We start from the raw sequence: 18360 nt of genomic DNA, 5'->3' as shown, positions 1-18360 counted from the left end.
ATCCAGGAGTTTGCGCAGCATCACCCGTTCGTGCATTGCATACGGATCACAGGCTGTGGATCAGGCATAGGAGAGAGGGACTTCCATCATGACCATCACCGTGTACACCAAGCCCGCTTGCGTGCAGTGCAACGCCACCTACAAGGCTCTCGACAAGGTCGGCGTGGACTACGACGTCATCGACATCTCGGAGAACGACGAGGCGCGTGACTTCGTCATGGCCCTGGGCTACCTGCAGGCGCCGGTCGTCGTCGCGGGTGACGATCACTGGTCGGGCTTCCGTCCCGACCGCATCAAGTCGCTCGCCGTCGCGGCTGCGTAGTTCGCGCCGGTTCGCCGGTAAGGAGGCGCCATGCCCGAGCAGATGACTCCGGGCGGGCTGGTCTACTTCTCCAGCGCTTCGGAGAACACTCATCGTTTCGTCGAGAAGCTCGGTCTCCCGGCAACTCGACTTCCGCTACACACCACCGCTGAACCGCCGCGGATCGACGAACCCTACGTGCTGATCACCCCCACCTATGGTGGTGGTCGGCACGTCATGGGTGGACAACGTCCCGACAAGGACCTCGTTCCACGGCAAGTCGCCAAGTTCCTCAACGACCCACACAACCGCGCGCTGCTGCGCGGGGTGATCGCGGCCGGCAACACGAACTTCGGCGATACCTATTGCGTTGCAGGAGACATCATCTCGCAAAAATGCGGGGTGCCGTATCTGTATCGCTTCGAACTCATGGGAACCGCTGAGGACGTCGCGCGCGTCCGAGAGGGATTGGGATTGTTTTGGCAACAGCAACCACAGCACCGGCAGGCAAGTCAGCACGCCTAGAGCAGTCGGCGGTGCGCGGCGAGGCGGGCGAGGTGCTCGACTACCACGCCCTCAACGCGATGCTGAACCTGTACGGCCCCAACGGCGAGATCCAGTTCGACAAGGATCGCGAGGCCGCGCACCAGTACTTCCTGCAGCACGTGAACCAGAACACCGTCTTCTTCCACAATCTGGACGAGAAGCTGGACTACCTGGTCAAGGAGAACTACTACGAGACCGAGGTGCTCGACCAGTACGGTCGGCCTTTCGTCAAGCAGCTGTTCCAGCAGGCCTACGCCAAGAAGTTCCGGTTCCCGACCTTCCTCGGCGCGTTCAAGTACTACACCTCGTACACGCTCAAGACCTTCGACGGTAAGCGCTACCTGGAGCGTTTCGAGGATCGCGTCTGCATGGTCGCGCTGACGCTGGCCGCCGGCGACGAGGTGCTGGCGAGCAACCTGGTCGACGAGATCATCGACGGCCGGTTCCAGCCCGCCACCCCCACCTTCCTCAACTCCGGCAAGAAGCAGCGCGGCGAGCCCGTGTCCTGCTTCCTGCTGCGTATCGAGGACAACATGGAGTCCATCGGGCGCTCCATCAACTCCGCGCTGCAGCTGTCCAAGCGCGGCGGCGGTGTGGCGTTGCTGCTCAGCAACATCCGTGAGCACGGTGCCCCGATCAAGAAGATCGAGAACCAGAGCTCGGGTGTCATCCCGATCATGAAGCTGCTGGAGGACTCCTTCTCCTACGCGAACCAGCTGGGTGCGCGTCAGGGCGCGGGCGCGGTGTACCTGCACGCCCACCACCCCGACATCTACCGCTTCCTCGACACCAAGCGTGAGAACGCGGACGAGAAGATCCGCATCAAGACGCTCTCGCTGGGTGTGGTGATCCCCGACATCACCTTCGAGCTGGCGAAGAAGAACGAGGACATGTACCTGTTCTCGCCGTACGACGTCGAGCGCATCTACGGTGTGCCGTTCGCCGATGTGAACGTCACCGAGAAGTACTACGAGATGGTCGACGACAAGCGCATCCGCAAGTCGAAGATCAAGGCGCGCGAGTTCTTCCAGACCATCGCCGAGCTGCAGTTCGAGTCGGGCTACCCCTACATCATGTTCGAGGACACGGTGAACCGGGCCAACCCGATCAAGGGCAAGATCACCCACTCGAACCTGTGCTCGGAGATCCTGCAGGTCTCCACCCCTTCGGAATTCAACGACGATCTGTCGTATTCCAAGGTGGGCAAGGACATCTCGTGCAACCTGGGTTCGCTCAACATCGCAAAGGCGATGGATTCGCCCGACTTCGGTCAGACGATCGAGACCTCGATCCGCGCGCTCACCGCCGTCTCGGACCAGACGCACATCTTCTCGGTGCCCTCGATCGAGCAGGGCAACAACGAGTCCCACGCCATCGGCCTCGGCCAGATGAACCTGCACGGATACCTGGCGCGTGAGCGGGTCCACTACGGCTCCGAAGAAGGTGTGGACTTCACCAACATCTACTTCTACACCGTGGTCTACCACGCGATTCGGGCCTCGAACCTGATCGCCAAGGAGCGCGGCTCCGCGTTCGGTGGGTTCGCCGACTCCAAGTACGCCAGCGGCGAGTACTTCGACAAGTACACCGACCAGGCATGGGAGCCCAAGACCGACAAGGTGGCTCAGATGTTCGCCGACGCCGGCGTGCGCATCCCCACCCAGGACGACTGGCGGCTGCTCAAGGCCTCGGTGCAGGAATACGGTATCTACAACCAGAACCTGCAGGCCGTGCCGCCGACCGGTTCGATCTCCTACATCAACCACTCGACCAGCTCGATCCACCCGGTGGCGTCGAAGATCGAGATCCGTAAGGAAGGCAAGATCGGCCGCGTCTACTACCCGGCCCCTTACCTGGACAACGACAATCTCGAGTACTACGACGACGCCTACGAAATCGGCTACGAGAAGATCATCGACACCTACGCCGCGGCCACTCAGCATGTGGACCAGGGCCTGTCGCTGACGCTGTTCTTCAAGGACACCGCCACCACCCGTGACTTGAACAAGGCGCAGATCTACGCATGGCGCAAGGGCATCAAGACGCTCTACTACATCCGCCTGCGCCAGATGGCTTTGGAGGGCACCGAGGTGGAGGGTTGCGTCAGCTGCATGCTGTGAGCTGAGCTCGAAAAAGGGGCGGTCTCCCGAGGGAGACCGCCCCTTTCGTGTCAGCGGGCACTGTCGAAGAGATCGAAGCAGGACCAGCCGCCGCGGAACCACTGGACGGTCAGCTGCCAGGTCGACGGGTAGGTGCCGTCGGCGTGGCGCAGTCGGAGTCCGTACCGGCACTTGCCGATCGTTGTCCGGGTGAGGTGCTGGATGACGGTGCGGTGCAGGAAAGACGCGCTCAGCCAGGCGAGGATGCCGTACAGAACGGCTGTCGTGCCGGGCGCGAGGTACCAGGCGGTGACGCCGATCGCGGCGTGCAGCGCCATATCGATGAGGAACGCGGGGATCACGCCGGTCTCGTCGCCGCTGGAAGTGCGCCCGGTGAGCGGGAATTCGTCCTTCGGTCGTGCGGGGCCGCGCTCGTATCCGCTGTTCCTCGCCGCGTGCCGGGGCGGTGCTGCGTTGCTCATGGGGCTCAGCGTGGTCGACGCCGCTTAACAAGCACCCGGTGTCGACCTTGCCGACCTGATCACCTCCGGTGTCAGCCCGCGGATCCGGACGACAACCAGGGAAATCCCGAGGCCGATCCCGTGCCGCCGCCGGTGGGAAGGTCCGCGCCCGCCGAGCCAGGGCGGTGGATGCGAACGGTGACCGGGTCGGTGCCCTCGGCTTCCACGGTGACGATGCGCGCGCCGGGCGCCGAGGTGACCCGACCGCCGGTGACCTTCACCTCGTAGCTGTCCGGATGGAACAGATCCGAGACGTAGATCTCGGTCGGGGCCGAGGCTGGGCGAGGACGGTACCGGTAGGCGAAATCGCCTGTGCCGGAATCGAAGACCATGCCGTCGGGGGTTCCCGCGGTGGCCTGTGGATAAGTGCGGACCAGTTCGCGGCCGAGTTCACCGCGGAAGGGATCACCGTCGCGGGCGCTGTAATGCCAGTAGTGCCAGCCGACGAACCGTTCGTCGGCCCGGGTGGTGGTGTTGCGCAACACGGTCGGATCGCCGTCGCCGAATTCGGTGACCATGGTGGGGATGTCGGTGCGGCCGGCGAACGCGTCGATGTTCGACCAGGTCCGGTCCTGCTGCGGTGGGCACAGTGCGCGCAGCTCCTCGGGCAGGCCGAGGTAGATCGCGAGCTGGCTGGGAATGCAGTAATCGTGCGGGGAGAAAACGATATTCGGGCTGGTGATCGGTGGATTCTTGCCCAGGTGGCTCGGCATGGTCTCGTTCCAGGTGACGTTCGGCTCCCAGAACACCGGCACCGTGGCATTGCGTGCCCGGACCGCATCGGTCAGCTGTTGCAGTGCCCGTTGATATTTCACGTCGAAGTCGGGGCAGCCGTCGGGATAGCAGGTGAGAAACGGTGAACCGGGCCACGGTTCGTTGAGCAACTCGATCCCGAGCACGCTCGCTCGCCCGTTCATCCGCTCGGCGAGCGCGCCCAGCGCCACTCCCAGATGGTTCAGCACCCCGTAGGTGTTGTTCCACACCTCGTCCCACCCGGCATTCATGCTCGGCATCAGGTAGTACAGCGGGAATCCGGGATTCGGCTCACCGTCCGAGGGCCGGGCGCGGATCGCCCATTCGGGAAATCCGTTGCCGTTCCAGATCTTCGACAATCCGTCCTGGTGATTGTCGAGCAAGGTGTAGATGCCGTGCGCGGCAAGGGTATCCACGACATTCTCGACCCGGTCGAGGTAGGCGGTATCGACAACACCCGCTGTCGGCATCAGCCCGTCGAACGACACCCCGAGCCGGACTGTGGTGAACCCGTGCCGGGCCAGTATCGCCGCCGATTCGTCGGTGAGGGTGAATCCGTCGCCGGGTTGCAGGTAGGGCGCGTCCTTGTCGACGGTGTTCACCCCGTGGAGCAGCACGGTGCGTCCGTACCCGTCGATCAACGCGGACCCCTGTGCCCGCAGCGGCGTCAGCGGTGTCGCGGGGTCGGCGGTCACCGGGGCGCTGCTCACGGCCAGCCCGGCTGCGAGTGCGACCGCCGTCAGCCAGCGCACCGGTCGCCTCATCGTCCTCATCATCTGCGTCCTCGATCCCCAGACGGACGCTCGTTCAACTGAACGTATGTCCAATTCTGTTGGCGAGAGAACATAGCCGGATCGCAGCGGTGTGGTCAAGGCCACAATCGCGAAAGGCCATGAATCGCTGCGTGTTCGACGCCGAAGATGTCTTGCCGCGGATGCGTCGTCGTGGTGTTTGTGGATTGTGGCCGAGTCGTCTACATCCCGCTCGACGCATACAAGGTCGACGCGGAGTTCACGTCGGGGGCTGTCGCTGGGTGGGTGTTCGTCACAGTCGCCGTGTGAGCCAGGTGGTGACCGACCAAGTCTTGTCGAACGATCGCTCGGTGAGGTTGCGAGCCTTGTTAACGTGGCCGCGTTTTGCGATGCACGGTGAGAGGGAACGGATGAAGCGCGCGCTCATGGTGGTAGCGACCGGGGGATTGGCGTTGGCGACGCTCGTCGGATGCGCGAGCGAGGAGTCCCAGGCCGCGCAGCCGAAGGCATTGTTCGAGCCGTGCACCGGAGTCACCGCGGACGCACTACAGAAGGCCGGTGTCGACCCCGCGACGAAGGTGGCGGCCGGTGCGGTGTCCGCCGGTTGGCAGACCTGCGAATGGACCGGCGCCACCGCCTACCTGAGGGTGTTCTCGACCTCGCGAACCCTCGAGGAGTTCGAAAAGGAAGCAGGTCCGACACCCTTCACCGACTACACAGTCGCGGGCCGCACCGGCCGTCGCCTCGGCGACACCCCCACCGCCTGCGACATCCTCTTCGCCGCGTCCCAAGGCGTCATCCGCATGGTGGTCGTGAACAACCCCACCCAGCAGACCGCCGACGCCTGCACCACCCTGCGCCACATGGGCGATTCGATCATTCCGACCTTCCCGACCTGAGCCGAGTCCGACTGGGTTCAGCCGAACGAGCAGCAGAGTTCGATGGTGCAACCGACGCCGCGAAACCATTCTTTGACGAGGCGGCCGAGGGTGGGGTAGGTGCCGTCGGCGTAGCGGATTCGGAGGCCGAACAGCGACTTGCCGAGCGTTGTTCGGGTGAGGCGCTGGACGAAGGTTCGGTGGATGAACGAGGCGGTCAGCCAGGCCAGGGCGCCGTACGCGAAGGCCACCGGGGTCGGGAACACGAACCAGACAGCGGCGCCGATCGCGAGGTGCAGTGCCATGTCGATGGGGAACGCGAGCCACATCCAGGTGGAGCTGCCGTGTGCGTTCGTCGCGAGCAGCGGGAACTCGGGTTTCGACTCTGCCTTGTCGGGGACCGCGGGAACGAAGATCAGTCGGCCGTCAACATCTCGCTCGTATCTGGCGGCGAGAACCTTCGCCTCGTTCCGCACGGTCACCGGGTCGCTCATGGACGAAAGGTAAGGGGCGACGCTTATGACCGGCCGTGGATTACGCCAATGCCGGAATCACCTCGCGTTCGAAGAGTTCGATGCCGGAGGTGTCGTAGGCGGCTTCGGGGAAGTTGACGATGGTGTAGGCGAGGCCGAGGTTCTTGACCTTCGTGAGGCGTTCGACGATTTGTTCCGGAGTGCCGACCGCCGCGCTGGTCGCGAACTGTTCGTGCACGCGGGCTTTCGCCTCATCGGCGCCGAGGAAGGGGGTGAAGCGGTCGACGATGGTCGAGAGCCGTTCCTGCACTTCGGTTTCGGTGGTACCCACGATGGCGTTGAAGTTCGAGCTGCGGGTGATGGCGGAGAAATCGGTGCCGACCTCTTCGCAGTGCTGGCGCAGGATGTCGGACTTGCGGGCGAACTCGTCGGGGTCGCCGCTGAAGTTGGTGTAATCGGCGTATTTGGCGGCGATGCGCAGGGTCTTCTTCTCGCCGCCACCGGCGATCCAGATCGGAATCCCGTTCTCCTGCAACGGTCGTGGGTGCACGATCGCGTCGTCGACCTGGTAGTACTTGCCGTCCAATGTCGCTCGGCCGGTCTTCCAGGCCTCGCGGAAGATCTGGACTCCTTCGTCGAGGCGGCCGAGGCGCTCACCGGCGGACGGGAAGCCGTAACCGTAAGCGCGCCACTCGTGTTCGTACCAGCCGCCGCCGATGCCCATCTCCACCCGGCCACCCGAGATGAGATCGACGGTGGCGGCCACCTTGGCGAGGTAGGCGGGGTTGCGGTAGCTCATGGCAGTACACATCTGGCCCAACCGCACCCGGGAGGTGGTGGCCGCGAACGCCGCCATCAACGTCCACGCCTCGTGGGTGGCTTCGTCGGTGGGAACGGGTGTGGTGTGGAAGTGGTCGTAGACCCAGATCGACTCCCAGTCGGTGCCCGCGTCGAACCGCTGGGCCAGTTCGCGCATCACCGACCACTGGTCGGCCGGTTCGATACCGACCAGATCTAGCCGCCAGCCCTGGGGAACGAAGATGCCGAAGCGCACAGGTTTTCTCCTGGAGTGAGTAGAGCTCGAGCGGCGCCACACGCCGCGGCTGTCGAGATCCACTGTTCCACTTCTGCGCGCTCAGGCAACTATTGTGCGCGCACCGCGCTGAACCCTGGACCGGCCGTTATGCGCCGAAAATCTGTTGGCACGCGGGGAGAACCCGGGCATGCTTGCGGGCGTATGAACAATATTTCTCCACCCCGCCTCGGCGTCGACTTCGGCCGAGTGATCCAAGGGGCAGCGCTCGAACCGGGCGCCGCGGACACCGTATTCCTGTCGGGTGGCTTCGACGAAGCGATGAGCACTCCACCCGGTCCTGATGCGTTCGCCGTGCTCAACCGGCTGGTGAGAGCCTTCGACGGCAACGCCTGGGTGATCTCCAAATGTGGTCCGCGCATCGAGCAGCGCACCAGGCAATGGCTCGACCATCACGACTTCGCCGCCCGCACCGGAATCCCCCGAGAACACCTGCGCTTCTGCAGAACTCGCGCGGGCAAGGCGCCGCACTGCGCCGAACTCGGCATCACGCACATGATCGACGACCGGCTCGACGTGCACGTGATCCTGCGCGACCTGGTGCCCCGGCTGTACCTGTTCGGCGCGCAGACCGGGCCGATCCCGCCGTGGCTGACCCACACGCCCGACCGGCCTGCCGTCGAGCGTGCGGTGGGCGCTGATCTCGCAGGTCAGGCGCTCGGGTCGCCGTAGGACGCGGCGATGTCCTTGCTGCTCGGCCAGCCGCTGTAGGTCGGTGACTGCGGCCAGCCCTCGGGGCTGTCCTGCCATTGCTCCTGGCGGCCGTAGGGGAGCGCGTCGATGAGGCCGAAGGTGTAGGCGAGTTGTTCGGTGCCGCGGCCGTCGGTGTGCCAGCTGCGGTAGACGGTGTCGCCGTCGCGCAGGAATGTGTTCACGGCGAAACCCGCGCCGGGGCCTGCGCCCATGTCGGCGCCGAACGGGCTGTCGGCGGTCGAATACCAGGTCATCGCGTTGCCGACGCGCTTCTTGTAGGCGAGTACCTCGTCCATCGGCCCCTGCGTCACGATGACGAATCGCGCGTCGTAGCCGTCGAGGAAGTCCAGTCGTGCGTACTGCGCGGTGAGGCCGGTGCAGCCGGGGCACTGCCAGGTGTTCCCCGGTGTCCACATGTGGTGGTAGGTGATCAGTTGTGAGTGTCCGTCGAAGACCTCGGCGAGCGAAACATTTTGGCCGTCTTCGGCTTCGAGCGTGTAGTCGGGCAGGCGGACGGCGGGCATGCGCCGGCGCTGGGCGGCGACGGCGTCGAGTTCGCGGGTCGCGGCCTTCTCCCGGATCCGGAGCTGATCGAGTTCGGCCTGCCAGACGTCCTGATCGACGATGGTGGGCAATGCGGTCATGGTGAGCCACCCTCCGATGTGTACGGCGTGCACATTTGATATGTTCACACCGTACACTTCGTCGAGAGAGGGTTCAAGAGTTGGCCTATCACCACGGTGACCTCGCGGCGGCACTGGTCGAGGCCGGGCTGGAACTCACCAGGGCCGGCGGCCCCGACGCCTTGACCATCCGTGCGGTCACCCGCCAGGTCGGCGTCACGCCGAACGCCGCCTACCGGCACTTTCCCGACCGGCGTGCCCTGCTGCGCGCGGTCTCGGCCGCGATCGAGTCCAGGATGGCCGAGGGGATGGAGCGCGGCCCCGCGACCGGTCGTGCGAGCCTGCGCGCGGTCGGTCTCGGCTATATCGGCTTCGCGCTGCTCGAGCCCGGCTGGTTCGCGGTCGCGTTCTTCGGCGCCGGTGACACCTCGCCCGAGTCGGTCGTCGACTCGCCCCCCTACCTCGCCCTCGCCGACGCCCTCGACATGATGGTGCACATCGGCGATCTCGCACCGGCGGCGCGTGCGGGTGCGACCTGGAGTTGCTGGTCCACCGTGCACGGATTCGCGGAACTGGCGTTGCGCGGGCCGTTGCGGCACCTGGACCGCGCCGAGCTGTGGCCGCTCGCCGAACAGGCGGTTGACACGGTCATCGCGGGGCTGCCGTCGGTGGTGTGATCGGTATCACTGTGACCAGTGGTACGCGCGCTGAAGGTGAAACGATCGGCCCTCGCATGTAGTCTCATCAGTGGAAGGGTGTGCCCGAGTGGGTACTCCAAGCGATCCGCGGAGCGATCACCCGCGGCGACTGCGAGGAGGTGGGGTTGCAATGCGCAATGAACCTCCCAGTCGAAGGCCGCGCGGCGTCACCCCTTCGTCCTCGTACTGCCGATCCTGACCTGCTCGGTCCGGTCTGTGCGTGCCGGCCTCGGTGGTGGACGCCCCGCGGTGTGAACCACCGTCACTCGTTCCACTTCTCGCGCATCCTGTAGCTGTTGTGCCGCAGGCGTGTGCGCTGTCACGCCAGAGGACTCGATCATGTCGAACGTCGATCTCGTCACCACCCGTCATGTGCCCACCGAAACCGTTGTGCCCGAGGTGGTTTCACCGCGCCGCGCAGCCGTGGAGGACCACGCTGTCACCGAGGCGCTCGCGATCCTGTCCGAATCGGTGCGCGACATCGTCGAGACCCACCGGGTCTGTGGCGGCCTGGACTGGCTCGACAACCGTCCGCCGCACGTCATCGCCGACGCGCTGGCCCGCATGGACGCCGTGCAGGCCGGTGTCGTGTTCCGGCTGCTCGACAAGGAGCGCGCGCTCAGCGTGTTCGAGGAGCTCGAGCCGGTCGACCAGCAGCAGATCCTGCAGGGCCTGCGCGAGAAGAGCTTTCGCGATCTCGTCGAGGCGATGGACCCCGACGACCGCGCCCGCATGCTGCACGAAGCGCCCGCCAAGGTCGCCAAGAAGGTCCTCGCCGGGCTGAGCCCGCGCGAGCGCCGGATGACCGCCACGCTGCTCGGCTACCCCGAGGGCTCGGTCGGGCTGTACATGACGCCGGAAGTCGTTGCGCTGCCGGACAATCTGACCGTCGCGCAGGCGCTGGGTTGTGTGCGCGCCAAGGGCGCCAACGCCGAAACCGTCTACACGCTGCCCGTGGTCGATCGCGGCCGCCGCCTCACCGGCATCGTCGAACTGCGCGAACTGGTGCTGCACTCGCCGGACGCGATGGTGTCCGAGCTCGTCGTCACCGAGCCGCCGTTCGTGCGGGCAACCGATGCCGCGGAGAAGGCCGCCCGGCTGATGAGTTCCACCAACCTCATCAACCTGGTGGTCGTCGACAGCGAGGACCGGGTGGTCGGGCTGCTCACCATCGACGACGCGATGGAGGTGCTCGAGGCCGCCGACAGCGAGGACGTCGCCAAGCAGGCCGGTTCGGCGCCGTGGGAGGGCCACTACATGGCCGCCAAGGTGTTCCAGCTGGCGCGGTATCGGGCGCTGTGGTTGATGTTGCTGCTGTTCGCGGCGACCCTGACGGTGAGTGTCACCGACATGTTCGCCACGACGCTCGAACAGGCCGCGAGCCTGGCGTTGTTCATCCCGTTGCTGATCGGCGCGGGCGGCAACGCGGGTGCGCAGGCGGCGACGGCGTGCGTGCGCGCGCTGGCCGTCGGCGAGGTGCGGGTCTCGGACCTGTTCAAGGTGATCTGGCGCGAGTGCCGGGTGGGGCTGGTGCTCGGCAGCATGCTGGCCGCGGCCGGGCTGCTGATCGGCACGGTGTTCGTGGGGCCGAAGATCGCCATCGTCGTGGCCATCACATTGGTGGTCATCTGCGGCTGGGCGGCGACCATCGGCGGCACGATGCCGTTGCTGGCCAAGAAGTTCCGGATCGACCCCGCGGTCGTGTCGGCGCCGATGGTGACCACCCTGGTCGACGCGACCGGGCTGATCATCTACTTCACGACCGCGAAGCTCGTGCTGGGGATCTAACGCTGCGGAAAGAGCGTGAGCGCCTGTGCCATGACGTCTTTCGCGACGTCGTCGGTGGCGGCGACCACCTCGACCACGGGGATGCGCCTGCCGAAAACGGTGGATTCGGCGGGCAATTCCGGGCCGACGGCCGCGGTGTAGATCGGGATCGAGCTGTCGTACACCGAGACCGAGCGGTGCACGGTGCGGCCGTTGATGTGGTCCTCGGTGCTGTTGGCGGCCAGATACTCGGGTACCCGGTACTCGTAACTCACGGTGATCTTCTCGCCGCGGTACCCGAACAGGCACTGAGTGAGCCGCTGTTCGTCGTCGGGGACGGCGCCGGCCAGTTTGCCCCGGACCGTGCACGGATCCGCGCCGAGCAGCACGGTCGGCGCGGTGTCGGGGGAGGTGCCCTGTTTCGGCGACTGACGCCAGCGCTCGATCATGCCGGGCATCAGTTCGTCGGCGACCGTGCACGGGTTCTTGCCCGGTGTGGAAAGGCCGAGATAGAAGGCCGCGCTCGACGGGAACTGGGCGGTCACGCCGCAGGCGCGCGGTTCACCCGTATCGCGGTCGGGGACCGTGCGGACGTTCGCGTCGCCGATCTGCCGCGTGGTGCCCCGGCCACCGGCCGACAGGCTGCCCAGCAGGGTGGCGTGCCAGGTCAGGGTCGAGCCCTCACCGGCTTTGTCGCTGCCGATGAGGGCCCGGCACGAATCCAGGCCGACGGTCACGCTCTTGACCTCGCCGAGCCGTGCCAGAGTGTCGCGCGGAAGCAGCGCGCAGACATCGACCTGGCGGGTCGCCTGGGCGACCTCGGCTCGCTGGGCGAAATCCTGGGGGACCTTCGACCAGAACTCGGGGGGCTGGGCGGGCATCACCGGTGTGGGCGGCGGCGGCAGCTCCCCGTAATCGGGTGGGTTGCCCGCGTCGTCACTCCCGCATCCGGCGCACACGAGCAACGCGGCAGCGGCCAGCGCCATCCTGCGATACATCGGCACCCCTGTCCTCGACAGATACGGGCCCGGACCCGCGCCCGACCACCGAGTCTGCCCGCGACGGCAACACTCGCGCAAACATCACGCCAGGTCGTTCTCAGAACGTTGTCGTGATCGCACCGGTGCCGAGCTGTCAGCGCACCAGCGGCAAGGTTTCGCGCATGACCTTCTCCGCGATCGTCGAGTGGGCGGTGACCGAGACCGTCGGCACGCGCCGGCCGAGCAGTGCGTCGGTCGGTCCCGGTGCGAGGCCGGGACCGACGACGGCCGACAGCGACGCCATGTCGGCCTGGGCCGTATCGAATCGGTACACCTGGCGCGAGCCCACGGTGAAGGCCGGGGTGTCGTCGATGATCGAGCGTTCCTCGTTGTAGTCGAAGGTGACGATCGCGTCGTGCCCGTCGACGATCACCTTGCACGTGGTGACGCGCTGATCGGCCACCGGCACCCGAACGCCGAGCAACGGCGCGACCGCGCACGGATCGGCGCCGGTGATCACCGCCCGATCCGAATCCGGCGAGGAACCCTGGGGCGGCTCCTCGCGCCACTCGGTCAACGCGATCCGTACCAGCGTCTTCGCCGTCGCGCACGCGTCCTGCGGCGCCCGCACGCTGAAGGACAGGTCGGCCCCCGCCACGAACCGCGCCCACGCCTGACAGGCCCCGCGCACCTGCGGATCATCCGACGCGGCGGGCTCGTCGTTGAACAGCACCCGCACGTCGCCCATCGACTCCTCGTCCACCGGGCCGTCCATGCTCGGCTCGCCCTCGAACATCACCCCGGTACTCCAGGTCGCGTCGATGCCGGTGAGATGACCCGGCACGGCGATGCTGAGCCGGCACTGATTCGGATGCACGTTCTCGACGTCGCGCACTGTGCCGAGGGTGCCCAGTGCCACGCGGGGGAGCAGCGCGCACACATCGATCGCCCTGACCTTACGCAGAACCGCGACCTTCTCCTGATCGGAAACCGCTGCGGTGGACCAGAATCCACCCTCGGGCATGGAGTCCGGTGCGGGTTCGCTTCCGCAGGCGACCATCGTCAGCACTGCGGTGGCGAGCAGGATGAGCTGTCGCACAGGGGTTCTCCTTGTCCGGTCAGGTGGCGGGGAAGAGTTCGGTGGTCGAACGGAGGACGGATTCGAGGGCGGCACGGTCCGTGCCGAAGACGCGGATGGTGGGGACGGCGGGGCCCATCAGGTCGGAACCGGGTCCGGGCAGGCTGGGGCCGACTATCGCTGTGTACGAGGCATATTCGCTCGTGTCGTCGCTGGGGCCGTACCCTGTGTGGCCGTTGACGGTGAAGAGCGGCTTGCCGCTGTCGGCGTAGCCGCGCGCCTCGTAGCCGTAGTCCACATCGATGGCCGCACCTCGGAAAGTGAACTGGCAGGACCATATCCGCAGATCGAGGACGGTGACCGCGGTGTCGAGCGCGGCGGCGACCTCGCACGGGTCCTTGCCGTGCAGCGCGGTCCGCGGGGTGTCCGGGGAGGTGCCCTGTGCCGGTTCGGCGGCGAGCCCGCCCATCGCGCGGGCCAGCGCGGACTGCGCGGCCGGGCACGGTTCGGTGCCCAGTGGCGTTCGCACGTGGACCGGGAGCGTGGTCGTATTGGCGAAAGCCGCGGTGGCGAGACAACTTCGGTCGAGCTGTCCTTCGACCTGGGGGCCGTTGTCGAGATCGCGCAGAACGCCGACGGTGATGCCGTCGACCTCCTCGCGCTGGGACTGTCCCCAGCCGTACCCGGTCGGCGCGACGCCGATCGCCCAGCTGACCGAGGTGCCCTTGCCGCTCTCGGTGGAGTCGAACGTCGCTTCGCACTTGTTCGGGCCGTCGTTATCGACCTCGAGCAGGGTGCCGATCTTCGCCAGGTCGGTCCGGGGGATGAGCGCGCACGGGTCGATCGCGCGCAGCCGTCGCAGCAGTTCGAGGCGCTGATCGTCGGAGGTCGGCGCCGTCTTCCAGTACGCGGGCATCGCCGAGGCCGCCTCGATCGGGGTGACCGGCCGGTGCCCGGGTAGGTCGTCCTGGCAGGCGGTGAGCCCGATCATGACAGCGGCGGCCACCGCGCAACGACGCCACAGCATCGACAAATCCCCCTCGCGCGGGACGACTCCCGCCTCCCTCCGGCTCACGGTCGAGCCCTGTCGAATGCCCAGTGTGCCGGAATCGGCGCCCCGTATCCGCACCGGGCCCGGGTGCGCCGGGCAGTGGCGGCGCTCACCGGTGAAGCGGGTGCCGGCACACATGTGGCGAATCACTGGCGATGCGATGGTGGTGACTTCGCGATCGTGCCGCACAATGGGGGCCGCGTGTGTGGCGTGGGTGTTCGGCCGGTCGGGTCGAGTTCCGCGCGCCGCAACACAAGCTGTAGTGCTCCCCGAGGTTGTCACCCACTACGAGTAGTGTTCGTGGGTGAAGGGCTTCGCGCACGGCGGCGGGTGCGGGTCAACAGGTCTGGCGGAAAGGTGTGGAGGCGGAATGAAGCTCATCGATCGGGCGTCGGCCATCAATTGGAATCGGGTGCCCGATGAGAAGGATGCCGAGGTCTGGGATCGGCTGACCGGCAACTTCTGGTTGCCCGAGAAGGTCCCGGTGTCCAACGACATCCCGTCCTGGAACACCCTCACGCCCGACGAGAAGCAGCTCACGATGCGGGTCTTCACCGGCCTGACGCTGCTCGACACCATCCAGGGCACCGTCGGCGCGGTCTCGCTGATCCCCGACGCGCTCACCCCGCACGAGCAGGCGGTGTACACCAACATCGCGTTCATGGAGTCGGTGCACGCCAAGAGCTACAGCTCGATCTTCTCCACCCTGTGCTCCACCAAGGAGATCGACGAGGCGTTCCGCTGGTCGGAGGAGAACCGCAACCTGCAGCGCAAGGCCGAGATCGTCCTGTCGTACTACAACGGCGACGATCCGCTCAAGCGCAAGGTGGCTTCCACGCTGCTGGAGAGCTTCCTGTTCTACTCCGGCTTCTACCTGCCGATGCACTGGTCCTCGCGGGCCAAGCTCACCAACACCGCCGACATGATCCGTCTGATCATTCGCGACGAGGCCGTGCACGGGTACTACATCGGCTACAAGTACCAGAAGGGCCTCGAGCTGGTCTCCCAGGCCGAGCGCGACGAGCTCAAGAACTACACCTTCGAGCTGCTCTTCGAGCTCTATGACAACGAGGTCGACTACACGCAGGACCTCTACGACGAGGTCGGCCTCACCGAGGACGTCAAGAAGTTCCTGCGCTACAACGCCAACAAGGCGCTGATGAACCTCGGCTACGAGGGCCTGTTCCCGAAGGACGAGTGCGAGGTGAACCCGGCGATCCTGTCGGCGCTGTCGCCCAACGCCGACGAGAACCACGACTTCTTCTCGGGTTCGGGTTCCAGCTATGTCATCGGCAAGGCGATCAACACCGAGGACGAGGACTGGGAGTTCTGAGCGAACTCCATTCGAACGGCGGCGGAGCGTTTTCCGCCGCCGTTCCGCTATTGCGGGGTGGTCGCCCTGGTGAATCGCGCGGCGATCAGGCGCAGGTGCTCGACCAGTTCCGGGCCGTGCTCGATGTCGAAATCGGTGTCGAGGGCGCCGAGCAGGAAGGTCAAGCCGCGCGGATTGTCGGCACCGATCTCCAGGCGGCAGGAGTCGGCGTCGATCGGTTGCACGGTGCCGTAGGTGGCCGCGGAGCGGGCCGGTTCGGAGTCGGCGGGCACGTGTAGTCGCACGACGGCGCGGTAGGGCCAGAGCTGGGCGACACCTTTCGCGACGTGTGCCGCGGCGTTGCCGCCGGGGATCTCGCGCGGTGAAAAGCGCGGGCCCACCGGGATTTTCGGTGACATGCGGTCCACCCGGAAGGTGCGCCAGTCGTCGCGGTCGATATCCCAGGCCACCAGGTACCAGCGCGGGCCCCAGGTGACGAGTTCGTGTGGTTCGGTCTCGCGACGGGATTCGCGGCCACCGCTGCGATAGTCGAATCGCAGGCGTTGACGGTCGCGGCATGCGGCCGCGACGGCGGACAACACCGCCGGATCGACATCCACGCGGGACCGGCCGGGGGTCTGGACGCTCGAGACCTGCATGGCGTGCACGCGGTGCCGCAATCGGGCGGGCAGCACCTGCTCGAGTTTGACCAGCGCGCTGAGCGCGATCTCGCCGATCCCGCTCACCCCGCTGATCGACGCCGTGCGCAGCGCGATCGCCATCGCGACGGCTTCCTCGTCGTCGAGCTGCAACGGCGGCAGCTGCGCGCCCGCCTCGAGGTGGTAGCCGCCGTCGATGCCCTTCACCGCGCGGACCGGGTAGTCCAGCGCGCGCAGCTTGTCGATATCGCGGCGCACTGTGCGGGTGCTGACATCCAGGCGCGCGGCGAGCTCGTCGCCGGACCATTCGCGCCGCGTTTGCAGCAGGGAGAGCAGCCGAAGTAGCCGCGCCGAAGTTTCTTTCACGAATTCGACTCTGCCAGTTCTATAGGACAGAAGGTGTCCGTTTGTGGTCATACCGTTGTCCTCATGACCAACGAGATCACCCCGTTCCACCTCGACATCCCGCAGTCCGATCTGGACTACCTGCGAGCCAGGCTGACCGATGCGCGCTGGCCTGCCGAGCAGCCCGGCGCCGAGTGGAGTCGCGGTGTGCCGGTGGCCTACCTGCGCGAGCTGGCCGACTACTGGCGCACCTCCTACGACTGGCGCGCGGCCGAGGCGGAACTGAACGGGTTCGCGCAGTTCACCACCGAGATCGACGGCCAGCGCATCCATTTCCTGCACGTACGTTCGGCGAATCCCGATGCCACGCCGCTGATCCTCACGCACGGCTGGCCGGGTTCGGTCGTCGAGTTCCTCGATGTGATCGGTCCGCTCACCGACCCCGCGGCCCACGGTGGCGATCCGGCAGACGCCTTCCACCTGGTGATCCCGTCGCTGCCCGGCTTCGGATTCTCCGGGCCGGTCGCCGAGGAGGGCTGGGATCCGGCCCGCATCGGCAAGGCGTGGGTCGAGTTGATGAGCAGGCTCGGTTACGAGAGCTACGGTGCGCAGGGCGGAGACTGGGGCGCGTTCGTCACGCCGGAGGTGGGCCGCGCGGGCGGTGACAAGGTGATCGGCGTGCACGTCAATGCCGCGACCTTCGGGTACATCCCGTTCGGCCCGGTCGCCGACGACGAGAAGGCGACGATGACTCCCGCCGAGCTCGCCCGGCTGGACCGCCTCGCCCTGTTCAAGAGCGAGGGCAACGGCTACTTCAAGATCCAGGCTTCACGCCCGCAGACCCTGGCCTACGGCCTGCACGATTCGCCGATCGGTCAGCTCGCGTGGATCGTGGAGAAGTTCAAGGAGTGGACGTTCCCGGCCGTGGGCCTGCCCGAGGACGCCGTGAACCGGGATCGGCTGCTGACCAACGTGATGCTGTACTGGCTCACCGGCACCGCGGGTTCATCGGCCGCGCTGTACTACGAGGCCACCCACGTCCGCTCCTGGGAGACCACGCCGCTGACCACGCCCGTCGGCGTCGCGGTCTTCGCCGAGGACATCGCGATCCGGCGCTACGCCGGCGCCGACACCGACATCGTGCACTGGTCGGAGTTCGATCGTGGCGGCCACTTCGCGGCGATGGAAGTGCCGGACCTGCTGGTCGACGACATCCGCGCGTTCTTTCGTGGACTGCGCTGAGTCAGCGATCCCAGGGCGCCCGCAGTGACGGGTCGTCGAAGGCCTCGGCCGCGTCCCGGTAGAGCTCGGAGATCCGATGCTTCACCGTGGCGCGGTCGGCTTCGGAGATGTGCGCCTCGTCGAGGCGGGACGCGGCGTTGGTGACCGCGTGGAAGACCCGTGTCGGCTTGCCGTCGATGATGTCGGCGACCGGGAACTTGTAGTCGGCCTCGGTCGCCGGATTGCCACCGGGCTCGCGATACAGGTAGATGCTCGCCAACTTGAGCGCGTCGCCGTCGGCCCACTTCAGTGCGTCGTGTTCGGCCTTCGGGCCGCTCCACTTGTGGTCGCGGGGCGCCCACGGCAGGTCGAGATCGGCGGCGTTGTCGGATGTGGGCGGGACTCGATCATCGGCATGCTGAGCCATGTTTCCTCCTCGAGCGCTGGGTGGCCGAGCTTCGTCGCCAGGCGGGCGCGACATCATGGAGCACTGTTGGCCATGATAGCAATGGGGCCG

19 protein-coding genes are annotated in these 18360 nt (G+C 66.5%); 9 read left to right on the top strand and 10 right to left on the bottom strand.

Annotated elements, in window-relative coordinates; translation table 11 throughout:
- The first annotated feature begins 88 nt into the window (after positions 1 to 88).
- The 3 genes from nrdH to nrdE are packed head-to-tail and all read left to right on the top strand — an operon-like array spanning position 89 to position 2967.
- Positions 89 to 322, top strand: coding sequence for a glutaredoxin-like protein NrdH (gene nrdH / locus ACFULV_RS00585; RefSeq protein ID WP_358184484.1), 234 nt, complete (start codon positions 89 to 91; stop codon positions 320 to 322).
- Between the two features lie 30 nt (positions 323 to 352).
- Positions 353 to 826, top strand: coding sequence for a class Ib ribonucleoside-diphosphate reductase assembly flavoprotein NrdI (nrdI, locus tag ACFULV_RS00580; protein ID WP_378633160.1), 474 nt, complete (start codon positions 353 to 355; stop codon positions 824 to 826).
- Positions 827 to 885: 59 nt separating this feature from the next.
- Entirely contained in the window at positions 886 to 2967 is a 2082-nt protein-coding gene (gene nrdE / locus ACFULV_RS00575) for a class 1b ribonucleoside-diphosphate reductase subunit alpha (RefSeq protein ID WP_378633474.1), read from the top strand.
- Between the two features lie 50 nt (positions 2968 to 3017).
- Here nrdE and ACFULV_RS00570 read toward each other — a convergent pair whose 3' ends face one another.
- Both ACFULV_RS00570 and ACFULV_RS00565 read right to left on the bottom strand, forming a co-directional pair.
- Positions 3018 to 3428 carry an RDD family protein gene (locus ACFULV_RS00570; RefSeq protein ID WP_378651675.1) on the bottom strand — a complete coding sequence of 137 codons (411 nt, stop codon included), beginning with the start codon at positions 3426 to 3428 and terminating at the stop codon, positions 3018 to 3020.
- Positions 3429 to 3499: 71 nt separating this feature from the next.
- On the bottom strand, positions 3500 to 4984 hold the full coding sequence (locus ACFULV_RS00565) for a cellulase family glycosylhydrolase (RefSeq protein WP_378651672.1): 1485 nt from the start codon (positions 4982 to 4984) through the stop codon (positions 3500 to 3502).
- Between the two features lie 398 nt (positions 4985 to 5382).
- On the opposite strand from ACFULV_RS00565, the gene ACFULV_RS00560 reads away from it, so the two are divergent.
- Complete coding sequence (locus tag ACFULV_RS00560) at positions 5383 to 5871, top strand: DUF3558 family protein (RefSeq protein WP_378651669.1); 489 nt, start codon at positions 5383 to 5385, stop codon at positions 5869 to 5871.
- Positions 5872 to 5888: 17 nt separating this feature from the next.
- On the opposite strand, the gene ACFULV_RS00555 is transcribed toward ACFULV_RS00560, so the two are convergent.
- A complete protein-coding gene (locus ACFULV_RS00555) occupies positions 5889 to 6344 on the bottom strand; it encodes an RDD family protein (protein ID WP_378651666.1) in 456 nt (151 codons plus the stop codon).
- 40 nt (positions 6345 to 6384) lie between these two features.
- On the bottom strand, positions 6385 to 7377 hold the full coding sequence (locus ACFULV_RS00550) for an LLM class F420-dependent oxidoreductase (protein WP_378651664.1): 993 nt from the start codon (positions 7375 to 7377) through the stop codon (positions 6385 to 6387).
- Positions 7378 to 7560: 183 nt separating this feature from the next.
- Here ACFULV_RS00550 and ACFULV_RS00545 point away from each other — a divergent pair, with 183 nt between their 5' ends.
- Positions 7561 to 8088, top strand: coding sequence for a hypothetical protein (locus tag ACFULV_RS00545; RefSeq protein ID WP_378651661.1), 528 nt, complete (start codon positions 7561 to 7563; stop codon positions 8086 to 8088).
- Here the strand turns inward: ACFULV_RS00545 and ACFULV_RS00540 are convergent.
- A complete protein-coding gene (locus ACFULV_RS00540) occupies positions 8067 to 8753 on the bottom strand; it encodes a DUF899 family protein (protein WP_378651658.1) in 687 nt (228 codons plus the stop codon). The genes ACFULV_RS00545 and ACFULV_RS00540 overlap by 22 nt on opposite strands.
- An 80-nt stretch (positions 8754 to 8833) precedes the next feature.
- On the opposite strand from ACFULV_RS00540, the gene ACFULV_RS00535 reads away from it, so the two are divergent.
- Positions 8834 to 9409, top strand: coding sequence for a TetR/AcrR family transcriptional regulator (locus tag ACFULV_RS00535; RefSeq protein WP_378651656.1), 576 nt, complete (start codon positions 8834 to 8836; stop codon positions 9407 to 9409).
- Positions 9410 to 9769: 360 nt separating this feature from the next.
- Positions 9770 to 11218 (top strand): magnesium transporter, encoded by a 1449-nt coding sequence (gene mgtE / locus ACFULV_RS00530; protein ID WP_378651653.1) that lies wholly within the window; start codon positions 9770 to 9772, stop codon positions 11216 to 11218.
- Here the strand turns inward: mgtE and ACFULV_RS00525 are convergent.
- The 3 genes from ACFULV_RS00525 to ACFULV_RS00515 form a co-directional block, all read right to left on the bottom strand.
- Positions 11215 to 12195: a peptidase gene (locus ACFULV_RS00525; RefSeq protein WP_378651650.1), complete on the bottom strand. Its 981-nt coding sequence runs from the start codon at positions 12193 to 12195 to the stop codon at positions 11215 to 11217. The two genes, mgtE and ACFULV_RS00525, sit on opposite strands and share 4 nt — an antisense overlap.
- Before the next feature lie 136 nt (positions 12196 to 12331).
- Positions 12332 to 13276 carry a hypothetical protein gene (locus ACFULV_RS00520; RefSeq protein WP_378651648.1) on the bottom strand — a complete coding sequence of 315 codons (945 nt, stop codon included), beginning with the start codon at positions 13274 to 13276 and terminating at the stop codon, positions 12332 to 12334.
- Between the two features lie 19 nt (positions 13277 to 13295).
- Positions 13296 to 14282, bottom strand: a complete 987-nt coding sequence (locus ACFULV_RS00515; RefSeq protein WP_378651645.1) for a hypothetical protein — start codon at positions 14280 to 14282, stop codon at positions 13296 to 13298.
- 394 nt (positions 14283 to 14676) lie between these two features.
- On the opposite strand from ACFULV_RS00515, the gene nrdF reads away from it, so the two are divergent.
- Entirely contained in the window at positions 14677 to 15639 is a 963-nt protein-coding gene (nrdF, locus tag ACFULV_RS00510; protein WP_358105034.1) for a class 1b ribonucleoside-diphosphate reductase subunit beta, read from the top strand.
- Positions 15640 to 15686: 47 nt separating this feature from the next.
- On the opposite strand, the gene ACFULV_RS00505 is transcribed toward nrdF, so the two are convergent.
- Positions 15687 to 16643, bottom strand: a complete 957-nt coding sequence (locus tag ACFULV_RS00505) for a helix-turn-helix transcriptional regulator (protein WP_378651642.1) — start codon at positions 16641 to 16643, stop codon at positions 15687 to 15689.
- A 63-nt stretch (positions 16644 to 16706) separates the two neighbouring features.
- Here ACFULV_RS00505 and ACFULV_RS00500 point away from each other — a divergent pair, with 63 nt between their 5' ends.
- A complete protein-coding gene (locus ACFULV_RS00500) occupies positions 16707 to 17864 on the top strand; it encodes an epoxide hydrolase family protein (protein ID WP_378651639.1) in 1158 nt (385 codons plus the stop codon).
- A 1-nt stretch (position 17865) separates the two neighbouring features.
- Here the strand turns inward: ACFULV_RS00500 and ACFULV_RS00495 are convergent, their stop codons facing one another.
- On the bottom strand, positions 17866 to 18270 hold the full coding sequence (locus tag ACFULV_RS00495; protein WP_378633201.1) for a hypothetical protein: 405 nt from the start codon (positions 18268 to 18270) through the stop codon (positions 17866 to 17868).
- Between the last annotated feature and the right edge of the window lie 90 nt (positions 18271 to 18360).

It is taken from the genome of Nocardia sp. NPDC057272 (assembly GCF_042668615.1).
Taxonomy (GTDB): domain Bacteria; phylum Actinomycetota; class Actinomycetes; order Mycobacteriales; family Mycobacteriaceae; genus Nocardia.
Note: the sequence above shows the minus strand (reverse complement) of the source record. Positions and strands in the feature narration are given on the sequence as shown.

Bases quoted from the DNA above. Each gene is read 5' to 3' on its own strand.
- ACFULV_RS00515 (WP_378651645.1), bottom strand. From the start codon at position 14,282: ATGCTGTGGCGTCGTTGCGCGGTGGCCGCCGCTGTCATGATCGGGCTC.
- ACFULV_RS00555 (WP_378651666.1), bottom strand. From the start codon at position 6,344: ATGAGCGACCCGGTGACCGTGCGGAACGAGGCGAAGGTTCTCGCCGCC.
- nrdE (WP_378633474.1), top strand. From the start codon at position 886: ATGCTGAACCTGTACGGCCCCAACGGCGAGATCCAGTTCGACAAGGAT.
- ACFULV_RS00560 (WP_378651669.1), top strand. From the start codon at position 5,383: ATGAAGCGCGCGCTCATGGTGGTAGCGACCGGGGGATTGGCGTTGGCG.
- nrdH (WP_358184484.1), top strand. From the start codon at position 89: ATGACCATCACCGTGTACACCAAGCCCGCTTGCGTGCAGTGCAACGCC.
- ACFULV_RS00540 (WP_378651658.1), bottom strand. From the start codon at position 8,753: ATGACCGCATTGCCCACCATCGTCGATCAGGACGTCTGGCAGGCCGAA.
- ACFULV_RS00570 (WP_378651675.1), bottom strand. From the start codon at position 3,428: ATGAGCAACGCAGCACCGCCCCGGCACGCGGCGAGGAACAGCGGATAC.
- ACFULV_RS00525 (WP_378651650.1), bottom strand. From the start codon at position 12,195: ATGTATCGCAGGATGGCGCTGGCCGCTGCCGCGTTGCTCGTGTGCGCC.
- ACFULV_RS00545 (WP_378651661.1), top strand. From the start codon at position 7,561: ATGAACAATATTTCTCCACCCCGCCTCGGCGTCGACTTCGGCCGAGTG.
- ACFULV_RS00495 (WP_378633201.1), bottom strand. From the start codon at position 18,270: ATGGCTCAGCATGCCGATGATCGAGTCCCGCCCACATCCGACAACGCC.
- nrdF (WP_358105034.1), top strand. From the start codon at position 14,677: ATGAAGCTCATCGATCGGGCGTCGGCCATCAATTGGAATCGGGTGCCC.
- nrdI (WP_378633160.1), top strand. From the start codon at position 353: ATGCCCGAGCAGATGACTCCGGGCGGGCTGGTCTACTTCTCCAGCGCT.
- mgtE (WP_378651653.1), top strand. From the start codon at position 9,770: ATGTCGAACGTCGATCTCGTCACCACCCGTCATGTGCCCACCGAAACC.
- ACFULV_RS00500 (WP_378651639.1), top strand. From the start codon at position 16,707: ATGACCAACGAGATCACCCCGTTCCACCTCGACATCCCGCAGTCCGAT.
- ACFULV_RS00565 (WP_378651672.1), bottom strand. From the start codon at position 4,984: ATGAGGCGACCGGTGCGCTGGCTGACGGCGGTCGCACTCGCAGCCGGG.